The organism is Pseudonocardia sp. Ae150A_Ps1 (genome assembly GCF_001932315.1).
Lineage (GTDB): Bacteria > Actinomycetota > Actinomycetes > Mycobacteriales > Pseudonocardiaceae > Pseudonocardia.
In genome coordinates this window covers 1,693,996-1,712,217 of record NZ_MCIJ01000001.1, presented here as the reverse complement: position 1 = coordinate 1,712,217, position 18,222 = coordinate 1,693,996, and the positions used below count along the sequence as shown (strand labels likewise).

17 protein-coding genes are annotated in these 18,222 nt (G+C 74.9%); 7 read left to right on the top strand and 10 right to left on the bottom strand.

The window, feature by feature from the left end:
- Nucleotides 1-20: 20 nt before the first annotated feature.
- A complete protein-coding gene (locus tag Ae150APs1_RS07665; protein WP_075296642.1) occupies nucleotides 21-779 on the top strand; it encodes a class I SAM-dependent methyltransferase in 759 nt (252 codons plus the stop codon).
- Here Ae150APs1_RS07665 and Ae150APs1_RS07660 read toward each other — a convergent pair.
- The 9 genes from Ae150APs1_RS07660 to pdxA form a co-directional block, all read right to left on the bottom strand.
- On the bottom strand, nucleotides 765-1,454 hold the full coding sequence (locus tag Ae150APs1_RS07660) for an SDR family oxidoreductase (protein ID WP_060575258.1): 690 nt from the start codon (nucleotides 1,452-1,454) through the stop codon (nucleotides 765-767). The two genes, Ae150APs1_RS07665 and Ae150APs1_RS07660, sit on opposite strands and share 15 nt — an antisense overlap.
- Entirely contained in the window at nucleotides 1,447-2,649 is a 1,203-nt protein-coding gene (locus tag Ae150APs1_RS07655) for a sialidase family protein (RefSeq protein ID WP_083679985.1), read from the bottom strand. The genes Ae150APs1_RS07660 and Ae150APs1_RS07655 overlap by 8 nt, the downstream gene beginning before the upstream one ends.
- On the bottom strand, nucleotides 2,646-3,473 hold the full coding sequence (locus Ae150APs1_RS07650; RefSeq protein ID WP_060575259.1) for a dipeptide/oligopeptide/nickel ABC transporter ATP-binding protein: 828 nt from the start codon (nucleotides 3,471-3,473) through the stop codon (nucleotides 2,646-2,648). The genes Ae150APs1_RS07655 and Ae150APs1_RS07650 overlap by 4 nt, the downstream gene beginning before the upstream one ends.
- Nucleotides 3,470-4,288, bottom strand: coding sequence for an ABC transporter ATP-binding protein (locus Ae150APs1_RS07645; RefSeq protein ID WP_075296640.1), 819 nt, complete (start codon nucleotides 4,286-4,288; stop codon nucleotides 3,470-3,472). Before Ae150APs1_RS07645 ends, Ae150APs1_RS07650 begins: the two co-directional genes overlap by 4 nt.
- Nucleotides 4,285-5,232, bottom strand: a complete 948-nt coding sequence (locus Ae150APs1_RS07640) for an ABC transporter permease (RefSeq protein ID WP_075296638.1) — start codon at nucleotides 5,230-5,232, stop codon at nucleotides 4,285-4,287. Before Ae150APs1_RS07640 ends, Ae150APs1_RS07645 begins: the two co-directional genes overlap by 4 nt.
- Nucleotides 5,229-6,233, bottom strand: a complete 1,005-nt coding sequence (locus tag Ae150APs1_RS07635; RefSeq protein ID WP_212567173.1) for an ABC transporter permease — start codon at nucleotides 6,231-6,233, stop codon at nucleotides 5,229-5,231. Before Ae150APs1_RS07635 ends, Ae150APs1_RS07640 begins: the two co-directional genes overlap by 4 nt.
- Nucleotides 6,230-7,813, bottom strand: coding sequence for an ABC transporter substrate-binding protein (locus Ae150APs1_RS07630; protein WP_060575262.1), 1,584 nt, complete (start codon nucleotides 7,811-7,813; stop codon nucleotides 6,230-6,232). Before Ae150APs1_RS07630 ends, Ae150APs1_RS07635 begins: the two co-directional genes overlap by 4 nt.
- A gap of 185 nt (nucleotides 7,814-7,998) precedes the next feature.
- Nucleotides 7,999-8,787 carry a DeoR/GlpR family DNA-binding transcription regulator gene (locus Ae150APs1_RS07625; protein WP_075296636.1) on the bottom strand — a complete coding sequence of 263 codons (789 nt, stop codon included), beginning with the start codon at nucleotides 8,785-8,787 and terminating at the stop codon, nucleotides 7,999-8,001.
- Between the two features lie 4 nt (nucleotides 8,788-8,791).
- Nucleotides 8,792-11,020, bottom strand: a complete 2,229-nt coding sequence (gene pdxA / locus Ae150APs1_RS07620; RefSeq protein ID WP_075301811.1) for a 4-hydroxythreonine-4-phosphate dehydrogenase PdxA — start codon at nucleotides 11,018-11,020, stop codon at nucleotides 8,792-8,794.
- A 244-nt stretch (nucleotides 11,021-11,264) separates the two neighbouring features.
- On the opposite strand from pdxA, the gene Ae150APs1_RS07615 reads away from it, so the two are divergent.
- Genes Ae150APs1_RS07615 through Ae150APs1_RS07595 form a run of 5 tightly spaced genes read left to right on the top strand, consistent with a single transcriptional unit; the run spans nucleotide 11,265 to nucleotide 16,581 of the window.
- Nucleotides 11,265-12,692 carry an Nramp family divalent metal transporter gene (locus Ae150APs1_RS07615; protein ID WP_249266257.1) on the top strand — a complete coding sequence of 476 codons (1,428 nt, stop codon included), beginning with the start codon at nucleotides 11,265-11,267 and terminating at the stop codon, nucleotides 12,690-12,692.
- Nucleotides 12,689-13,648: a phosphoglycerate dehydrogenase gene (locus Ae150APs1_RS07610; protein ID WP_033199700.1), complete on the top strand. Its 960-nt coding sequence runs from the start codon at nucleotides 12,689-12,691 to the stop codon at nucleotides 13,646-13,648. The genes Ae150APs1_RS07615 and Ae150APs1_RS07610 overlap by 4 nt, the downstream gene beginning before the upstream one ends.
- Before the next feature lie 13 nt (nucleotides 13,649-13,661).
- On the top strand, nucleotides 13,662-14,639 hold the full coding sequence (locus Ae150APs1_RS07605; RefSeq protein WP_075296634.1) for an aldo/keto reductase: 978 nt from the start codon (nucleotides 13,662-13,664) through the stop codon (nucleotides 14,637-14,639).
- Nucleotides 14,640-14,650: 11 nt separating this feature from the next.
- Nucleotides 14,651-15,421 (top strand): aldolase/citrate lyase family protein, encoded by a 771-nt coding sequence (locus Ae150APs1_RS07600; protein ID WP_075296632.1) that lies wholly within the window; start codon nucleotides 14,651-14,653, stop codon nucleotides 15,419-15,421.
- Entirely contained in the window at nucleotides 15,418-16,581 is a 1,164-nt protein-coding gene (locus tag Ae150APs1_RS07595) for an enolase C-terminal domain-like protein (RefSeq protein ID WP_139317618.1), read from the top strand. The genes Ae150APs1_RS07600 and Ae150APs1_RS07595 overlap by 4 nt, the downstream gene beginning before the upstream one ends.
- Nucleotides 16,582-16,590: 9 nt before the next feature.
- Here Ae150APs1_RS07595 and Ae150APs1_RS07590 read toward each other — a convergent pair whose 3' ends face one another.
- Nucleotides 16,591-17,418 carry a methyltransferase domain-containing protein gene (locus Ae150APs1_RS07590; protein ID WP_249266256.1) on the bottom strand — a complete coding sequence of 276 codons (828 nt, stop codon included), beginning with the start codon at nucleotides 17,416-17,418 and terminating at the stop codon, nucleotides 16,591-16,593.
- Nucleotides 17,419-17,540: 122 nt separating this feature from the next.
- Here Ae150APs1_RS07590 and Ae150APs1_RS07585 point away from each other — a divergent pair, with 122 nt between their 5' ends.
- Nucleotides 17,541-18,221 carry a hypothetical protein gene (locus tag Ae150APs1_RS07585; RefSeq protein ID WP_075296628.1) on the top strand — a complete coding sequence of 227 codons (681 nt, stop codon included), beginning with the start codon at nucleotides 17,541-17,543 and terminating at the stop codon, nucleotides 18,219-18,221.
- Nucleotide 18,222 lies beyond the last annotated feature (1 nt).

Sequence of the window (18,222 nt, the reverse complement as noted above, 5' to 3'; positions counted from 1 at the left end):
GGGAGGCATCATCCGGGTACGTGAGCACATCGCTGGAGCGGGTCTTCCTCGCCGCCCACGACGACCTCCCCCGCGAGGCACCGGGATCGGAGGAGACCACCGCGCTGCTGCTGCAGCTGGCGGGGGAGCTCCCGGACCGGCCCCGGATCGTCGACATCGGCTGCGGGACCGGGCCCGCCACCCTGCCGCTGGCCGCCGCGACCGGCGGGGACGTCGTCGCCGTCGACCTGCACGAGCCGTACCTGCGGCGGTTGCAGGCCCGCGCCGCGGTCTCCGGGCTCGGCGAGCGGGTCCGGCCCCTGGTCGCGCCGATGGACGACCTCCCGCTGCCGGACGGCGAGGCCGACCTGGTGTGGTCGGAGGGCGCCGCCTACGTCATGGGGTTCGACGCCGCACTGGCGTCCTGGCGGCGGCTGCTCGCCCCGGACGGGGTGCTGGTGCTGACCGAGGCGGAGTGGACGACGACCGCGCCGTCACCGGGCGCCCGGGAGTTCTGGGACGCCGGCTACCCGGCGATGCGGACGACCGCGGACAACGTGGCCGCCGCGCAGCGCGCCGGGTACACGGTCCGGGCCGCCTACCTGCTGCCGGACTCCGACTGGGACGCCTACTACCGACCGCTGGCCGCGCGGATCGAGCTGCTGCGCGCCGACGGGGTGGACCCGGCAGCGCTCGACGAGGTCGGCCACGAGATCGACGTCCGCGACCGGTACGGCACCGAGTACGGCTACACCGCCTACGTGCTGCGGCCCCGCGGAGCCGGCTCAGCGGGGCAGTGACGCCCCGGCGCAGACGGTGAGCGTCTGACCGGTGATGGCTCCGCCGTCCGGGCCGACCAGCAGCTCGACCAGGGCGGCGACCTCCTCCGGTCGCACGCGGCGACCGAGCGGCGGCAACAGCGGCGGGGTGCCGGACCGGCCGGGGTCGGCCAGCATCGGCGTCTCGGTCGGGCCGGGGGCGACGACGTTCACCGTGATCCGGCGGGCGGCGAGCTCGGCCGCCCAGGAGCGGGCCATCGCCTCCAGCGCGGCCTTGGTCGCCGCGTACTGGCTCTTCCCGGGCGAGCCGCCCGCGGTGCGGCTGCCGACCAGGACGATCCGGCCGCCGTCGGGGATCCGGTCGAGCAGCGCCCCGGCGAGCTCCGCGGCCGCGGCCACGTGCACCCGCCACATGAGGTCCCCGGCCTCGGCGTCGAGCGCACCGAGCGGGGCGGTGCGCTGGAGCCCGGCCGCGTGCACGACGGCGTCGACCGGACCGGTCCCGGCGACCGCACCGGCGACCGCGGCCGGCCCGGCCAGGTCGGCGGCGACCCAGGCGAGCCCGTCGCGCGGTGCGGGGGCGCTGCGGGACAGCCCGGTGACCCGCCAGCCGGCGTCGAGCAGCCGGGCGGTGACGGCCGCCCCGATCCCGGAGCTGACCCCGGTGACGACGGCGTGCGGCGCGGTCTCAGCCACCCGTCGCCGCCGGGGTCAGGTGCACGTGCCGGATCGCCTGCCGGTACACGGTGTAGGCGATGTCCAGGCCGCCGTCGGCCGCGGCCCGGATCGTCGGGTACGAGAACTCCCGGTTCCGTTTGCCGCGCGAGTCGTTGACGAGGCAGAACCCGTCGCCGGTCTCCAGGTCGCGGCGGACCGGCCAGGTCCGGCCGCCGTCGTCGGAGATCGCGAGGGTCATCGGGGCGCGTGGGGCTCCCCAGAACGCGCCCTCCCGGAGCGCGTCGGCAGCCGCGGCCGCGGTACCCACGTCGCCGCTGTCGGAGATCTCGTCGTAGAGCGACGCCCGCCGCGCGGTCGCGTCGGCCCGGCTGCTGGGGTTCCCGACGAGTGCGAGCCGGCCGTCGGCGAGCCCGACGACCTGGACCGACGAGTTGTTGTTCGGCAGCTCGACGGGTTCGGGCGCCGACCAGGTGCCGCCGTCGTCGGTGGAGACCGAGCGGTGCACGGCGTCGGCGCGGCGGCTGCGGTAGAGCGCGACGAGCGATCCGTCCGGCCGGGCGACGACGTTCATGTGGACCTGGCCGGTGCTGTCCGGGACGGCGGTCTCGCGCCAGGTGGCGCCGTCGTCGTCGGAGACCATCACTGCGGACGTGTCGAGGTCACCGACCCAGCGGCCCTCGGGCGGGGTCACGCAGTGCCAGACCGGCAGCAGCCACCGGCCGCTCCGGGTGACGACGACCGGCTGCCGCACGAACACCCCGCCGCCGGGCCCGGCCGGGAACAGCGTGCGCTGCGCGTCCCAGGTGCGGCCGCCGTCGCCGGAGGTGCGGACGCGGACCTCGGCGGTGTCCTGGTTGCCCGCGACCTGCGCGGTCCACAGCAGCCACACCGTGCCGGACGGGGCGACGAACAGGAGCGGGTTCTGCTCGGAGCGCTCCGGGTCGTCCGACAGGGCGACCGGCCCGGTCCAGCGGTCGGAGCCCGGTTCGAGGCGGGAGTACCGCACCCCGATGTCGGGCACGCCCTCCTGGGTGCCGCCGAACCACACGCACCCCAGCGCTCCGCCGGGCAGCTCCATCAGGTTCGCGGCGTGGTTCTGGACGTCCGGCGCCGGCAGCAGCGCGTCGCGCCGGTCCGGTTCGCCGGCGTGCGGGCGGAGCAGGCCGTCGGCGGGGCCGGGCAGCTCGGCCGGTGCGGTCTCGGTGACGGTCACGGGCGGGTACCTCCGGACGGTGCGGGGACGGCCCCGGCCAGCGCGGAACGCGGCTTCCGGCCCCGGACGGCGGCCGGGTCCAGCGACGCGGCCCGCAGCCGCCGGGTGACCTCGTGGGTGGGGGAGCCGAGCACCTCGGCGGTCCGGCCGGACTCGACGACCCGGCCGTGCGAGAGGACGACGACGTTCTCGGTGATCTCCCGGACGACGCCCAGGTTGTGGGCGATCACCACGAAGGTCAGGCCGGACTCGCGCTGCAGCTCCCGCAGCAGGTCGAGGACCTGGGCCTGCACCGAGACGTCGAGCGCCGAGGTGGCCTCGTCGCAGACCAGCAGCTCGGGGTCGCTGGCCAGCGCGCGGGCGATCCCGATCCGCTGGCGCTGGCCACCGGAGAACTCCGAGGGCCGCCGGGCGGCCGCGGACGCGGGCATGCCGACCCGGTCGAGCAGCGCGACCGCGCGCCGCTCGCGCTCGGCCCGGCCGCGGATCCCGCGCAGGGCCAGCGGTTCCGCGACGATCCTGCCCGCGGTGAGGTGCGGGTCGAGCGAGCCGTACGGGTCCTGGAAGATCATCTGGACCTTCCGGCGGTGGGCCCGCAGCTTCCGCTCGGGCAGCGTCGCCACGTCGACGCCGTCCAGCTCGATCGCCCCCGCCGTCGGCCGGATCAGCCGCACCAGGCAGCGCGCGATCGTCGACTTGCCGCAGCCCGACCCGCCGACCACGGCCAGGGAGCCGCCGCGGTCCACGGACAGGTCGACGCCGTCGACGGCGCGGAAGTCGCCGAACGCGACGGTCAGGCCGCGGACGGCCAGGTGCGGGGTCATGACGGGGTCCCTTCGAGGGTGGGGACGGCGGCGATCAGGCGACGCGTGTACTCCTCGCGCGGGGCCCCCACGACCTGCTCCACCTCGCCGGACTCGACGAACGCCCCGGACCGCATCACGTGGATCCGGTCGGAGACGAGCCGGGCGACGCCCAGGTCGTGGGTGATCAGCAGCATCCCGACGCCGGTGCGTTCCTGCAGCTCCAGCAGCAGGTCGAGGATCCCGGCCTGCACGGTGACGTCGAGGGCCGAGGTCGGCTCGTCGGCGACGATCAGCCGCGGCTCGCCGGCCAGCGCGATCGCGATCAGGACGCGCTGCAGCATCCCACCGGAGAGCTGGTGCGGGTAGGAGCGCCACTGCGTCTCCGGGCGGGCGACGTGCACCTGGTCGAGCAGCGCGATCCCGCGCTCGCGGACCGTGCTCCGCGACAGCTCCGGATGACGCAGCCGCAGGGCGTGCCCGAGCTGGGCCCCGATCGTGTGTACCGGGGACAGCGCCGTCATCGGGTCCTGCGGGACGAGGGACACCCCGCGGCCGCGGACCGCGGCCGGGGCGCGCGGATCGGTGAGCACGTCGACGGGGGCGGCGTCCGGGTCGAGCGCGTAGCGCACCACCCCGCTCACCACGGCGGTCCCGGCGGGCAGCAGGCCGAGCACGGCCATCGCCGTCGTCGACTTGCCCGAGCCGGACTCGCCGATGAGGGTGACGGTCTCGCCGGCGCCGACGTGCAGGTCGACGCCGTCGACCGCGCGGGCCACGCCGCGCTCGGTCACCAGCTCCACCTGCAGGTCCGCGACCTCCAGCAGCGGGGTCATCGGGTCGCCTCCTTCCGGCCCAGGCCGAGGAACCGGAGCCGGCCGACGCCGCCCGGCCGGTCGCGCAGACCGTCGCCGAGCAGGTTCACGCCGACCACGAGCAGCACGATGACCAGGCCCGGGAGGGTGGCGATCCACCACGACGTCGTCACGTAGTCCTGGCCGTCGGAGACGATCCGGCCCCAGGTCGCGAACGGCCGCTCCGGACCGGCCCCCAGGTACGACAGCGCGCTCTCCAGCAGCACCGCCTGCGCGAGCAGCAGGAGCACCACGAGCGACGCCGGCTTCACCACGTTCGGCACCACGTGCCGGACCAGGATCGCCGGGCGGCCGAGCCCGAGGGTGCGGGCCGCGTCGATGTAGGGCTTCCCCCGCTCGACGAGCACCAGCGACCGGGTCAGCCGGAACACCTCCGGCCACTGCGCCACCGCGATCACCGCGGTGATCACCGGGATCGACGAGCCGAACAGCGCGACGACGAGCAGCAGCATCATCAGTAGTGGCAGCGCCATCTGCGCCTCGGCGAGCCGGGACGCGACGGCGTCGGTCCACCCGCCGAGGAAGCCGGCCAGCGAGCCGAGCGTGAGCCCGATCAGCCCGGACACCAGCACGGCGAGGATCCCGACGGTCAGCGACACCTGGCCGCCCGAGAGCACCCGGGCGAGGAGGTCGCGGCCGAGCTGGTCGGTGCCGAACAGGTGGCCGTCGGTCAGCGGGGGCAGGCGGCGGGCCGAGAGCTCCTGGGCGTCCGGGTCGGGCAGCGGCAGCACCGTCGCCAGCAGCACCGGCAGCACGACGAGCGCCGTGCAGACCGTGCCGATCCAGATCTTGACCCGCGAGACGCGGGCCCGGCGGTGTGCCGGGGACGCCGCGGCGAGCTCCGGCGTGACGGCGGAGGGGCGGCCGGTGGGTGCCGCCGTCCGCTCCGGGACGGTTGTGCTCATCGCGCGGACTCCTTTCCGAGCCGGACCCGCGGGTCGAGCAGCGGGTACGCGAGGTCGATCAGCAGCTGGACGCCGATCGCCAGCGCGGCGGTGACCAGCACCGTCGCCTGGATCAGCGGGTAGTCGCGGGTCTCCAGGGCGCGGACGACGAGCGAGCCGACGCCGGGCCAGGAGAACACCACCTCGACGACCACGACGCCGTTGAGCATCGCGGCGAACCGGGTGCCGAGCGCGGTGAGGACGGGGATGGCGGAGTTCGCCATCGCGAAGCGCCAGACGAGCGTGCGCTCACTCGCCCCGCGGGCCCGGGCGACCGTCAGGTACGGCGAGGTCAGCGCGCCCGTCATCTCCCGGCGGACCAGCCGGGAGATCAGCGCGATCTGCAGGATCGCCACCGTGAGCGTCGGCAGCACCAGCCCCGACCAGGTCGCGAACCCGGACGCCGGCAGCACCGGGACCAGCACCGAGAACAGCGTGAGCAGCATGACGCCGCTCCAGAAGTCGGGCATCGACTGCCCGGCGACCGTGACGACGTTGGCGCCGAGCTCACGGCCGGTGTCGGCGCGCCGGGCCATCCAGATCCCCAGCGGCACGGCGACGAGCGTCGTCACCAGCACGGCGGAGACCGCGAGGGTGATCGTGTACGGCACCCGGCCGAGGACGACGTCGAGTGCGGGGGCCTGGAACGAGTAGCTGGTCCCGAGGTCACCGGACAGCAGGTTCCGCAGGAACGTCAGGTACTGGGTGAGCACCGGCTCGTCCAGGCCGAGCTGGGCGCGGATCCGCTCGAGGTCCTCGGGCGAGGCGTTCGGGCCGGCGTAGGCGGCGGCCGGGTCGCCCGGGGCGAGCCGCACCAGCACGAACACGGTCGAGATCGTCAGGAAGATCGTGAGCAGCCCCTGCCCGACGCGGACCACGGCGTAGCGGGCGAGCCCGGCGGCCCGGGACGGCGCGCGGCGAGCGGCGGGGCCCGTCCCGGTGGGCGCGGTCGTGACGGTCATGCCGAGGCCCCCAGCGCGACGGAGGAGAGGTCGTAGGAGTTGGTGGGCAGCAGCTCGATGCCGGAGACCCGCTGCCGGCGGGCCTGCACGACGTCGGGCACGAACGCCCAGAGGCACGGCCAGGTGTCCCAGATCTTCTTCTGGGCGCCGGCGAGGGCGGCCTCCCGGCGGGCCGGGTCGGTCTCGGCCGCCGCGGCGTCCAGCGTGCGGGCGACCTCGGGCACGACGTAGCCCTGGTAGGTGTCGCGGGTCCGCTCCTTGGCCGGGGTGCCGCCGTACATGCCCTGCAGCACGGTCGCGGCCTCGCCGGTGGGCCCGGCGAACCCGTTGCCGAGCACGTCCCAGTCCCCGCCGCGGCCCTGCCGCCAGGCGGTGATGTCCCCGCCGGGCTGGAACTGCTGCAGCCGGGTGCGGACGCCGACCCGGCCGAGCATCCCGGCGACCGACTCCATCACCGAGGTGTCGGCGGGGAACTCGCCCGACTCCCAGATGATCGTCAGCTCCAGGTCGCGCACGCCGGCCGCGTCGAGCATCTGCCGGCAGCGGGCCGGGTCGTAGCGGTAGCCGCCGGTGTCGGCGGCGCCGCTCAGCGCCGAGGCGACGACGCCGCGGGCGGGTTGCACCGAGCCGACCAGGACGTCGCGGGCCAGTGCCTCGCCGTCGACGGCGTAGGTCAGCGCCTCGCGCACCCGCGGATCGGCCAGCGGGTGCCCCGGGGGCTTGCGGAAGTTGTAGAAGAGCTGGTTGGTGCGGGTGCTGGGGGAGCGGTCCAGGATCACCGACGGCAGCCCGGCGAGCTGCTCGGCGGAGTCGGGGGTGATGCTGTCGATGACGTCGAGCTCGCCCGAGCGCATCGCGACGACCCGGCTGGACTCCTCGGGCACGAACCGGACCTGCACCGACTCCAGGTGCGCCGCGGCACCCCAGTAGTTCTCGTTGCGGACCAGCGTGTAGTCGCCGGTGCCGGTGTTCGCCTCGGCGACTCGGAAGGGGCCGGAGCCGATGCCGTCGGTGAGCTGCTCGGGGCGGTTGGCCGCGGCCGGGGTGACGAGGACGTTCGCCATCAGCAGGTCCATCACCGGCACCGGGTCCGAGGTCACCAGCCGGAACGTCCGGTCGTCGACCGGGCGAACCGTCGGGATCTCGGGGAACAGGCTGGCGATGAACCCGCCGTTGACCTCGCCGTAGCACCGCAGTGCCACGTCGACGTCGGTCACGGTGACGGGGCTGCCGTCGGAGTAGCGGACGCCGTCGCGCAGCCGGACCGTCCACTCGGTGGGCCCGGTCCGCTCGAAGCGGTCGGCGAGCACCGGCTGCGCGGTCTGGCCGGGGCCGACCCGGGTCAGGGCCTGCCGGACGGCGCGCTGGACGGTGACGGCGCCGTCGAACTGGTTGAGCTTGTTGTCCAGGCTGGCGAGGGAGCGGTTGAGCCCGAGGACGATCGTCCCGGGGCCGGGTGCGCCGGTCGGGCCGGCGCACCCGGCGAGCGGGACGGCCGCGGTCCCGGCGACGGCCAGTGCGGTCCACCGCAGGAACGCCCGGCGGTCGAGTCGCGGGCCGGCCTGTCGGTCAAGGGTCATCGTCGACCTCCGGAGGCGGGGGAGGGGCGCGGTGGGAGACCACCGGGCCCAGCGGGTCCTACGCTCGCACTGTGTGCGCGATGTGCGCAAGACCGGATTTGGAACGCGCATTGCGCGCACATGTGGGCACGCCAGGTGAGCGTGGGTGAGAGTGATCGATCGGTTCGCGCGAAACGCGCAGCAGGTCAGGCGACGCCGTCGGTCGTGTCGGCGACCGTCACCGTCACCCCGGAGCCGCGCAGCGCGGCCAGCTGGGCCGTGTCGGCGGCCGGGTCGGTGATCAGCGTCCAGCCCGGTTCGAGCCGGGCCCAGGCGTGGAACGGCCTGTGCCCCAGCTTGTCCGCGTGCGCGAGCACGTAGACCGCCGAGGCACGGCGCGCCATCAGCTCCTTGAGCCGGGTCTGGGCCAGCTCGGCCTCGCAGAGCCCGCCGTCGGTGGTCACGCCGTCGGCCCCGAGGAACGCCCGGTCGAAGCTCAGGTGCTCCAGTGCGGCCTCGGCGAGCGGGCCGACGAAGCCCTGGCTCACCGGGCGCAGCGTGCCGCCGAGACAGTGCACGGTGACGCCCTCGGCGTCGGACAGCTCCCCGAGCGCGGTCAGCCCGGTGGTCACCACGGTGATCCCGGGTACCGCACGCAGCTCGTGGGCGAGCGCCCCGACGGTGGAACCGGCGTCGAGCAGCACGGTCTCGCCGGGCCGCACCAGCGCCGCCGCCGACCGTGCGATCGCGCGCTTGGCGCCGAACGCCTCCCCGATCCGCTGCCGCAGCGACGTCTCGGGGTGCGCGGACAGCGCCATCGCGCCGCCGTAGGTGCGGGCCAGCCGGCCCTCGGCGGTCAGCTGGGCGAGGTCGCGCCGGATCGTGGACGCGGTGACGTCGAAGGCGTGCGAGAGCTCCTCGACGCTGGCGAGGCCACTCGTCGTCGCGAGCCGGACGATCTCGTCCCGGCGGGCACGTGATCCGCGGGGCGGCATGGCGTCACGCTACCGGTCGGGCGGCGAGCTCCACGGCCTGCCGCAGTGCCTCGACCATCGACCCGGCGTCGGCCTTGCCGGTGCCGGCGATGTCGAACGCGGTCCCGTGGTCGACCGAGGTCCGGATGACCGGCAGCCCGACGGTCAGGTTGACGCCGTTCTCGATGCCGAGCACCTTGACCGGGCCGTGGCCCTGGTCGTGGTACATCGCGACGATCAGGTCGTAGTCGCCCCGCCCGGCCAGGAAGAACGCGGTGTCGGCCGGCAGCGGGCCGCGGGCGTCGATCCCGTCGGCGCGCAGCACCTCCAGCGCGGGGACGATCTTCTCGGCCTCCTCGCCGTAGCCGAACAGGCCGTTCTCCCCGGCGTGCGGGTTGATCCCGCAGACGCCGATCCGGGGGGCCTCCACACCGGACCGCACCAGCGCCTCGTGTCCACGCCGGACGGTGCGCTCGACCAGGCCCGGCTCGATCCGCGCGACGGCGTCGATCAGTCCGATGTGCGTGGTCACGTGCACGACCTTCACCGTCGGCGTCGACAGCATCATCGACACCTCCTCGGTGCCGGTCAGGTGCGCGAGCAGCTCGGTGTGACCGGGGAAGCGGTGGCCGGCGGCGTGCAGCGCCTCCTTGTTCAGCGGCGCGGTGCAGATCGCCTGCACCCGCCCGGCGACGGCGAGCGCGGCCGCGGCCTCGACGTAGCGGTAGGCGCCCTCACCGGCGGCCGCGGAGACGGTGCCCCACGGCAGGTCCGCGGGCAGCTCGCCGACCTGCAGCACGCAGACCCGGTCCGGTCCGGGCGCGGCGCTCTCCACGTCGTCGACGGCGACGATCTCGGCCGGGTGGCCCAGGACGGTCGCGGCCCGGCGCAGCCGGTCCGCGTCGCCGATCACGACGGGACGGCAGCGGCCGAGGACGTCCGGGTGCACGAGGGCCGGGACGATCACCTCGGGGCCGATCCCGGCGGCGTCGCCCATGGTGACGGCGACGGTCGGGAGTGGTGCGCCGGCCCCGGCGGGGACCTGCGGGGAGACGGTGGCGGTCATGCGGCTGCCTTCCGATCGTTCGGTGCGGTGCGGAGGGTCCTGGGTCGGACCGGTGGGTGGGGCGACGGCGGTGGCCATCGCGGCCAGCGAGTCGTCGTCGCCGAAGCTGCCGGGCCGGGTGACGACCTGCCGCCCGCCCGCGGCGGCGCTGCGGACCGCGCCGTGCGCGACCTGGCCGAGCGGGACGAGCCGGTCGGTGCCCAGCGCGTCGAGCACCCGGCGGGCGGTCTCGCCGCCGGTGAGGACGAGGTGCGGGCCGTCCGGCCCGCCGGCCAGCGCCGTCGCGGCCCGCGACAGCGCGCCGGCGACGGCGGCGGGGTCGCCGCGCAGGTCCGGGTCCGGCCGCAGCACGGTGACGCCCGGTCCCGCGGGGCCGTCCGGCACCGGGTCACCGGGGCGCAGCCGGATCTCGACGGCGCCGTCGTCGAGCAGGCGGGCGACCTGCCGGGCGGCGACCGGCTCCGCCGACCCGACGACGGCCAGCACCGGCCGCGGCGCGCCGTCCGGGGCGTCCCCGGTGCCGAGCCCGGGACGCCCGGTGGCAGGGCCGAGTGCCGCGGCGAATCCGCCGGAGCCCGCGGTCGCGACCCCGGCCGCCGTGGCCGCGGCGGCGACGAGGTCCAGGTCGTCGTCGGTATCGGCGTCGCAGAGCACGACCGGGCCGCGCGCGAGGGCCGCCGCCAGTGCGGCGTGCGGGTCGCGGCGCAGCTCGGCGACGCCCAGCACGACGGCGTCCGGCCGGCCGGTGGCGACGTGCAGGTCGTCCGGCGCGGGGTGCGGTTCCATCCGCCAGGCGTCGGTGCGGTGCAGCGGGACCCCGTCGAGGTGGACGACCCCGCTCGAGACCGTGCGCCCGGCGCCCGGCAGGGCCGCGGCGACGACGACCGGTCCCCGCCCGGCGAGCGCCCCGATCCCCGCGGCGACGTTCCCCCGCAGCAGCGAGTCGATCTTCAGGAAGGTCCGCGTGCCGGCCGGCGCGGCGTCGAGGACGCGGCGCGTGCGGTCGGCGGCGACGGCGGGTGCGGCGGTGCGGCAGTGCAGGTCGACGACGGTCAGCCCGGTCGCGGGCAGGTCGGCGCCCGGGGCGAGCAGGATCGTGGCCGGCTCGCCGGGTACGGCGAGCACGGCGGCCGTCTCGGCGGCGCCGGAGAGGTCGTCGGCGAGCACGAGCACGGGCGTGGCGGTCATGTCGAGCACCTCCCTCGGGCGTCGTCGTCGCGGGAACCGGCGGTGCGCCGGTCGTGCACATCATGCAGCAAACGCGCGTTCTGCGCGAGCATTTCTGCGCAGAACAAGCAACGAATCGCGATCTGGATCGACAGTATTGCGCGAAGCGCGCAGAATGTGTCATGTTCTGCCCGTCGCCGTCGCGCCGACCGATCACCCCGGCGGCCGGTTCCCCGGCCTCACCACGGACCAGAACGGGATGTCGATGACGACGACCGACGACACGGCGGGTCGCGCCGCACGGACCGGCTCGCCCGACCCGTACGCGCTGGACCCGGCCGACGTCCGCCCCCCGCCGACCACCTTCGGCGGCCGCCTGCGCCACCTCGGCCCCGGACTGATCCTGTCCGCCGCGGTCGTCGGGTCCGGTGAGCTCATCACCACCACCGCGCTCGGCGCGAAGGCCGGGTTCGTCCTGCTGTGGCTGGTCGTCGCCAGCACCGCGGTCAAGGTCTGGGTGCAGATGGAGCTCGCCCGCTGGGCGATCCTCTCCGGCAAGCCCGCCCTGGAGGGCTACGCGCAGGTCCCGCCGCGGATCGGCCGGATCAGCTGGATCAACGTGCTGTGGATCCTGATGGACGGCGCGAAGATCCTCCAGCGCGGCGGGACCATCGGCGGCGCCGTCGCGGCGCTGAGCATCCTCTGGCCGATCGTCGGCGAGCCGCTGTCGTTCCCGTCGCTGCTCACCTGGACCGTGATCACCGTCGCGAGCGTGCTGTTCCTGCTCCGCACCAACCGCTACGGCGTGGTCGAGAAGGTCTGCTTCGTCGCGGTCCTGCTGTTCACCGTCGCCACCGTCGGGCTGGCGCTGGGCCTGCCGCTCACCCCGTTCGGGTACGGCGGCGACGACCTCGCACTCGGCTTCGAGTTCCTCATCCCGGCCGGCACGCTCGGCTTCGCGATCGCGATGTTCGGCATTACCGGCGTCGGCGCCGACGAGATGACCACCTACTCGTACTGGTGCATCGAGAAGGGCTACGCCCGCTGGACCGGCCCGGAGGACGGCACCGAGGAGCGCGCCCGCCGCGCCGAGGGCTGGCTCAAGGTCATGCGGCTCGACGTGTTCGTATCCTGGCTGGTGTGCACGGTCTGCACGCTGTCGTTCTACCTGATCGGCGCGTCCGTGCTGCACCTCCAGGGGCTCGTCCCGTCCGGCAACGAGATGATCACGACGCTCTCCCGGATGTACACCGACACGCTCGGCGAGTGGGCGATGTACGCCTTCCTTGTCGGCGCCGTCGCGGTGCTGTTCTCGACGTTCGTCGCCTCTACCGCCAGCGTCCCGCGGCTCTGGACGCACACCCTGTCGCTGCTCGGTGTGCTGGACTGGCGGGACCGGGCCGCCCGCGAGAAGTGGATCCGCATCCTCACGATGACCATGCCCCCGGTCTGGGCGCTGGGTTACCTCGCGGTGCAGTCGCCGGTGCTGATGGTCCAGATCGGCGGGGTGGCCGGCGGGGTGTTCCTGCTCGCGGTCGTCGTCGCCGTCTGGTACCTGCGTACGACCGAGGTCGACCGGCGGTTCCGGTCGAACCCGCTGCTCACCGTCGCGCTGGCGCTGTCCAGCCTCGCGGTGACGGCGCTGGCCGTGTACTCCCTGCTCGACACGTTCGGCGTGGACTTCGGAGGATGACCGCAGTGAACCCCCGGCCCCGTGTGCTGATCACGACCCCGAGCTTCGGCGCGCGCTCCGACGCTCCCTGGACGGCGCTGAAGGACGCCGGGCTGGAGCCGGTCGTCCGCACCGACCGGCACCCGCTGCCCGCCGCCGAGCTGGCCGCGCTGATGCCCGGCGTCGACGCCGCGATCGTCGGCCTCGACGAGGTGACCGCCGAGGTGCTCGACGCCGCGGACGGGCTGCGCGTGCTGGCCAAGCACGGCGTCGGCGTCGACAACCTCGACGTCGCGGCCGCCGCCGCCCGGGGCGTGACCGTCGTCAACACCCCGGGTGCGAACACCGGGGCGGTCGCCGACCTCGCGTTCGCGCTGCTGCTCTCGCTGGCCCGCCGGATCCCGCAGGCGCACGCCTCGACCGCGGCCGGCCGCTGGGAGCGCTTCTTCGGCCCGGAGCTCGCCGGACGCACCCTCGCGGTGGTCGGGTTCGGCCGGATCGGACGGGCGGTGGCCCGGCGCGCGTCCGGGTTCGACATGGAGGTCGTCGCGCACGACCCCTTCCTGCCCGGCACCGAGGCCGACGGCGTCCCGCTGCTCGGCCTCACCGAGTGCCTGGCCCGCGCCGACGCCGTCACCCTGCACCTGCCCGGCGGCTCCGGCACCCCGCTCATCGGTGCCCCCGAGCTCGCCGCCATGCGGCCCGGCTCCTATCTCGTCAACACCGCCCGCGGCGACCTGGTCGACGAGGCCGCCCTCGCCGCGGCCCTGCACGACGGCCACCTGGCCGGGGCGGGCGTGGACGCGTTCGCCGTCGAACCGCCGGCCGGGAGCCCCCTGCTCACCGCGCCGAACGTCGTCCTCACCCCGCACGTGGGGGCCGCGAGCGACGACGCCAACGCTGCGATGGGCTCGATGGTCGTCGCGGACATCACCCGGGTGCTCCGCGGCGAGCGGCCCGCCCACCCCGTCGGCTGAGGAGACCGAACACATGCAGACGACCGAGGTACCCGGCACCGGCCTGGCGGTGTCCCGCCTGGTGCTGGGCACGATGAACATCGGCGACACCGTCGACCGGGACGGTGCCGCCGCGATGCTGGACGCGGCCGCCGAGGCCGGCATCACCATGATCGACACGGCGAACGGCTACGCCGGGTCCCGCTGCGAGCCGATCCTCGGCGAGCTGCTGCGGTCCCGGCCCGGCCGGTTCGACGTCGCGAGCAAGGTCAGTATCCCGCACCCCGACGCCGGTGGGGCGCCGCCGCTGTCGCGCAAGGCGATCCACGCCTGCGTCGAGGGCTCGCTCACCCGGCTCGGCGTCGAGAAGCTCGACGTCTACTACCTGCACCAGCCCGACCGCGCGACGCCGATCGCGGAGACCCTGGAGACCGTCGCCGAGCTCGCCGACGCCGGCACGATCGGCGCGCTCGGCGTCTCCAACTTCGCGGCCTGGCAGATCGCCGAGCTGCGGCACGCCGCGATCGCGGCGGGTGCCCCGCAGCCGGTGTTCTCCCAGCCGCTCTACAACCTGCTCGCCCGTCGGATCGACGAGGAGTACGTCGAGTTCTCCCGGACCGCGGGCCTGTTCGACATCGTCTACAACCCGCTGGGCGGCGGCCTGCTGTCCGGGCGGCACTCGTTCGACGCGCCGCCGTCGGACGGCCGGTTCGGCTCGTCCGGGCTGGCGACGATGTACCGCGACCGCTACTGGAACGAGGGCCTGTTCCGGGCCGTCGAGGCGCTGTCCCGGGCCGCCGCCGACGCCGGTCTTCCCCTGCCCGAGCTGGCGCTGCGCTGGCTGGTCGGCCGGGAGAGCGTCGGCGCGATCCTGGTCGGCGCGTCGAAGGTCGAGCAGCTGCACGCCAACGTGGCCGCCGCCGAGCGCGGCCCGCTCCCGGACGACGTCGTCACGGCCTGCGACGCCGTCTGGGCCGACCTGCGCGGGCCGGTGCCCGCCTACAACCGCTGAGGGGACCTGTCATGACCAACGGTTTCGCCGCCCGGCTGCGCTCCGGGGAGAAGACCATCGGCTACTGGGTGGTGCTGGACAACCCGGTCGGCACCGAGCGGATCGCCCGCACCGGCTACGACTACGTCTGCATCGACGCCCAGCACGGGCTCGTCGACTCGCGCGCCGTGCTGTCGACGATCACCGCCGTCGACACGTTCGGCGTCGCGAGCATGGTGCGGGTGCAGGCCAACGACGCGTTCTGGATCGGGCAGGCGCTCGACACCGGTGCCCGCGGTGTGATCGTCCCGATGGTCGACACCGTCGCCGACGCCGAGTCCGCCGTCGCCGCCACCCGGTACCCGCCGGTCGGGCGGCGCAGCTACGGCCCGATGCGGGCGCAGCTGCGGGTCGGCCCGACGCCCGCCGTCGCCGACGACGAGGTCGCCTGCCTGGTGATGATCGAGACCCCGGACGGCCTGGCGAACGTCAAGGACATCGCCGCCGTCCCCGGGGTCGACGGGCTCTACGTCGGGCCGTCGGACCTGCGGCTCGCGCTCGGCGGGAAGACCTCCACCGACCCGGACCTGGACGAGCGGTTCGAGGAGGCCCTGACCGCGATCCTGGCCGCCGCGAACGCGGCCGGCATCGCCTGCGGCATCCACTGCCCGGACGGCGCCACCGCCGCCCGGCGGCTGGCCCAGGGCTTCTCCTACGCCAGCGTCGCCTGCGGCGTGGTGCACCTCGAGCAGGCCGCGAAGGCGCACCTCGACGCGGCCCGCAACGGCGGGGGCGCCGCGTGAAGATCGAGCGGATCCGCATCGACAAGGCGAAGTTCGACATGGTCGACTTCGCCAAGCACCCGACCGGCTTCTCGCTGGTCTACGAGCCGGGCAGCCGCAAGCCCACCAGCGCCTACGCGATCCGGATCTACACCGACGACGGCGTCGTCGGCGGCTACGTCGGCGGCAACTCGGTCGCCGTCGCGCAGGTCGCGATGTTCGGCGACTACCTGATCGGCAAGGACCCGCTGCAGCGCGAGCTCATCTACAACGACGTGAAGCGTCAGCTCCGCAAGTTCGACAAGATGGGCATGGGCTTCGTCGACATCGCGCTGTGGGACCTCGCGGGCCGGGCGCACGGCGCGTCGATCCGCACGCTGCTCGGTGGCTGGAAGACCCGCGTCCCCGCGTACGCCTCGACCGCCGCCGGTGACCGCAACGGCGGCCTCGACTCGCCCGCCGCCTACGCGGACTTCGCCGTGCAGTGCAAGGAGCTGGGCTACAAGGCCTACAAGCTGCACGTCTGGGACGTCTACGAGGTCTCCGAGGTCGTCGAGACGATCGCGCGTGTGCGCGAGGCCGTCGGGCCGGACATGGACCTCATGCTCGACCCGGGCTGCAAGCTGGAGACGTTCGCGCACGCCGTCCAGGTCGGCCGGGCCTGCGACGAGGCGAACTTCCTCTGGCTCGAGGACCCGTACAAGGACACCGGGATCTCGATCTTCGGGCACAAGCGGCTGCGGGAGCTGATCCGGACGCCGCTGCTGCAGACCGAGCACGTGCGCGGGCTGGAGCAGCACGTCGACTTCGTCGTCGGCGGCGGCACCGACTTCGTGCGCGCCGACGCCGAGTACGACGGCGGCATCACCGGAGCGCTGAAGATCGCGCACGCCACCGAGGGTCTCGGCCTGGACGTCGAGCTGCACACCCCCCCCGGGCCCGCCCAGCGCCAGCTCATGGCGTCGTTGCGGAACACGAACTACTACGAGATGTCGTTCGTGCACCCGAAGTCGAGCGAGATCGGCCGCAGCCAGCTGGTCTACGCCGACGACTACCGCGACGGCCTCGCCGCGGTCGACGCCGACGGCTGCGTCCCGGTGCCGGAGGGACACGGCCTGGGTGTCACCTACGACTGGGAGCGCATCGAGGCCCACACCGTGGAGACCGTCGAGTACCGCTGAGGCCGGAGATCAGGGGCGGGTGGCCCGCACCAGCCACGCGGCCGACCGGAAGGCGACGCCCCCGGGGCCCGCGTGCTCGGCGAGCACCCCCCGCAGCGCGTCCTCCGCGTCCTGCCGGTCGGTCGCGGCGCGTGCGGCGAGCGCGTCGGCCACCCGTCCCAGGTGGAACGCCGCGGCCTGCTCGACGTCGGAGCCGAACCACATCGGGGCCCGCACGTCGTCGAGCCGGACGCCGGTGAAGCCGGCCCCGGTCAGCAGGTCGCGGCACCGGTCCGGGTCGCCGAGGGAGAGCGGGCTCGCTCCGTCCGGTGGCGGATCGGGCAGCCGCAGGGCGCCGTGCACCGCCCACAACCACTCCTGCTCGGCGAGCGGCTGCCACACCTGCAGCACGATCCGCCCGCCCGGGGCCAGCGCGCGGTGCAGGTTCGCGAAGGCGGCCTCCGGGTCGCCGAAGAACATGACGCCGTTGCGGCTGCCCACGACGTCGAACGCGCCGTCGCCGAGCTCCTCGGTCTGGGCGTCGGCGACGGCGAAGGTCGCCGGCAGCCCGGACGCGGCGGCGCGGTCGCGGGCGATCGCCAGCATCGCCGCGGACATGTCGACACCGTGCGCGTGCCCGTCCGGGGCGGCGGCGGACGCGGCGTCGAGGGTCGTGGTCCCGGCGCCGCAGCCGACGTCGAGCACCCGCTCGCCGGGCCGGACCGCGGTCGCGGACCGGAACGCGTCCCGGTAACCGGCGACGCCCGCCTCGAACAGGTCGGCGTGGGCGGCCCAGAAGTCCCCGCCGCTGCCGCTCCAGGCCCGCCACTGCTCCGCGTTCGGTTCCGGTGCCGTCACGCGCCGGGACGCTACCGCCCCGCGGACACGCATCCTTCACTCTGCGCCGAACAGGTGATCGCAGAGGGCGATGATGCACCGTCGGTCACGCCGAACTGGGCTGATCGGGCTACCGTGGAGCCGTGATCGACGTCCCGACCCCGGCGCTCGCCGGGCTGCTGCTGCGGGCGGTCCCGCAGCCGGTCCGCCGGGACGCGCACGTCGCGATGCACGCACTCGCCCCGTGGGGCGCGGTGTCCGCGCAGCTCGTGCAGGACACCGGCGGTGGTGTCGCCGACCACGACGTGCACGTCGACGGCGACCCGGTCCAGATCCCGTACCGGGTGTCCTTCCCGTGGCCCCCGCCCGGCTTCGTCGCCCGGTTCAGCCCGCGCCGGCAGGCCGTCGTCGCGGCCTGGATGTCGCGCAGCGAGAACGCGGGCGTCCGGCAGCGCGCCGTGCGGGAGCTGTTCTGCGTGCACGAGCCGTGGGTGGTGCCGTTCGTGGTGCAGCTGTGCGGGGAGCACGTGCACGAGATCGCCGCCGACGTCGACCGCTTCGTCCGTACCGAGCTCCCGCACCACGACGAGCTGCGCCACGCCTACGGCCGGTTCGTCCGCGACAACCCGCGCTACCTCGCGACGACCCGGCACCGGGCCGTCGCGTTCCGGGAGCTCGACCACCGGTGGCCGCACCGCGGCGACCCGGACCGCCGCTACCCGCAGCTCGCGGCGCTCGACGCGCTCGCCGAGCTCGCCTACCGCGGCGGGAGCGACTACCCGGGCGACCCGGCGCCGGCGCGGATCGCCGCCGTCGCCTCCTGAG

Coding starts and splice junctions, on each gene's coding strand:
- Ae150APs1_RS07640 (WP_075296638.1), bottom strand. CDS start 5,232: ATGAGCACAACCGTCCCGGAGCGGACGGCGGCACCCACCGGCCGCCCC.
- Ae150APs1_RS07650 (WP_060575259.1), bottom strand. CDS start 3,473: ATGACCCCGCACCTGGCCGTCCGCGGCCTGACCGTCGCGTTCGGCGAC.
- Ae150APs1_RS07610 (WP_033199700.1), top strand. CDS start 12,689: ATGACCGCAGTGAACCCCCGGCCCCGTGTGCTGATCACGACCCCGAGC.
- Ae150APs1_RS07605 (WP_075296634.1), top strand. CDS start 13,662: ATGCAGACGACCGAGGTACCCGGCACCGGCCTGGCGGTGTCCCGCCTG.
- pdxA (WP_075301811.1), bottom strand. CDS start 11,020: ATGACCGCCACGCCCGTGCTCGTGCTCGCCGACGACCTCTCCGGCGCC.
- Ae150APs1_RS07635 (WP_212567173.1), bottom strand. CDS start 6,233: ATGACCGTCACGACCGCGCCCACCGGGACGGGCCCCGCCGCTCGCCGC.
- Ae150APs1_RS07630 (WP_060575262.1), bottom strand. CDS start 7,813: ATGACCCTTGACCGACAGGCCGGCCCGCGACTCGACCGCCGGGCGTTC.
- Ae150APs1_RS07645 (WP_075296640.1), bottom strand. CDS start 4,288: ATGACCCCGCTGCTGGAGGTCGCGGACCTGCAGGTGGAGCTGGTGACC.
- Ae150APs1_RS07625 (WP_075296636.1), bottom strand. CDS start 8,787: ATGCCGCCCCGCGGATCACGTGCCCGCCGGGACGAGATCGTCCGGCTC.
- Ae150APs1_RS07600 (WP_075296632.1), top strand. CDS start 14,651: ATGACCAACGGTTTCGCCGCCCGGCTGCGCTCCGGGGAGAAGACCATC.
- Ae150APs1_RS07615 (WP_249266257.1), top strand. CDS start 11,265: ATGACGACGACCGACGACACGGCGGGTCGCGCCGCACGGACCGGCTCG.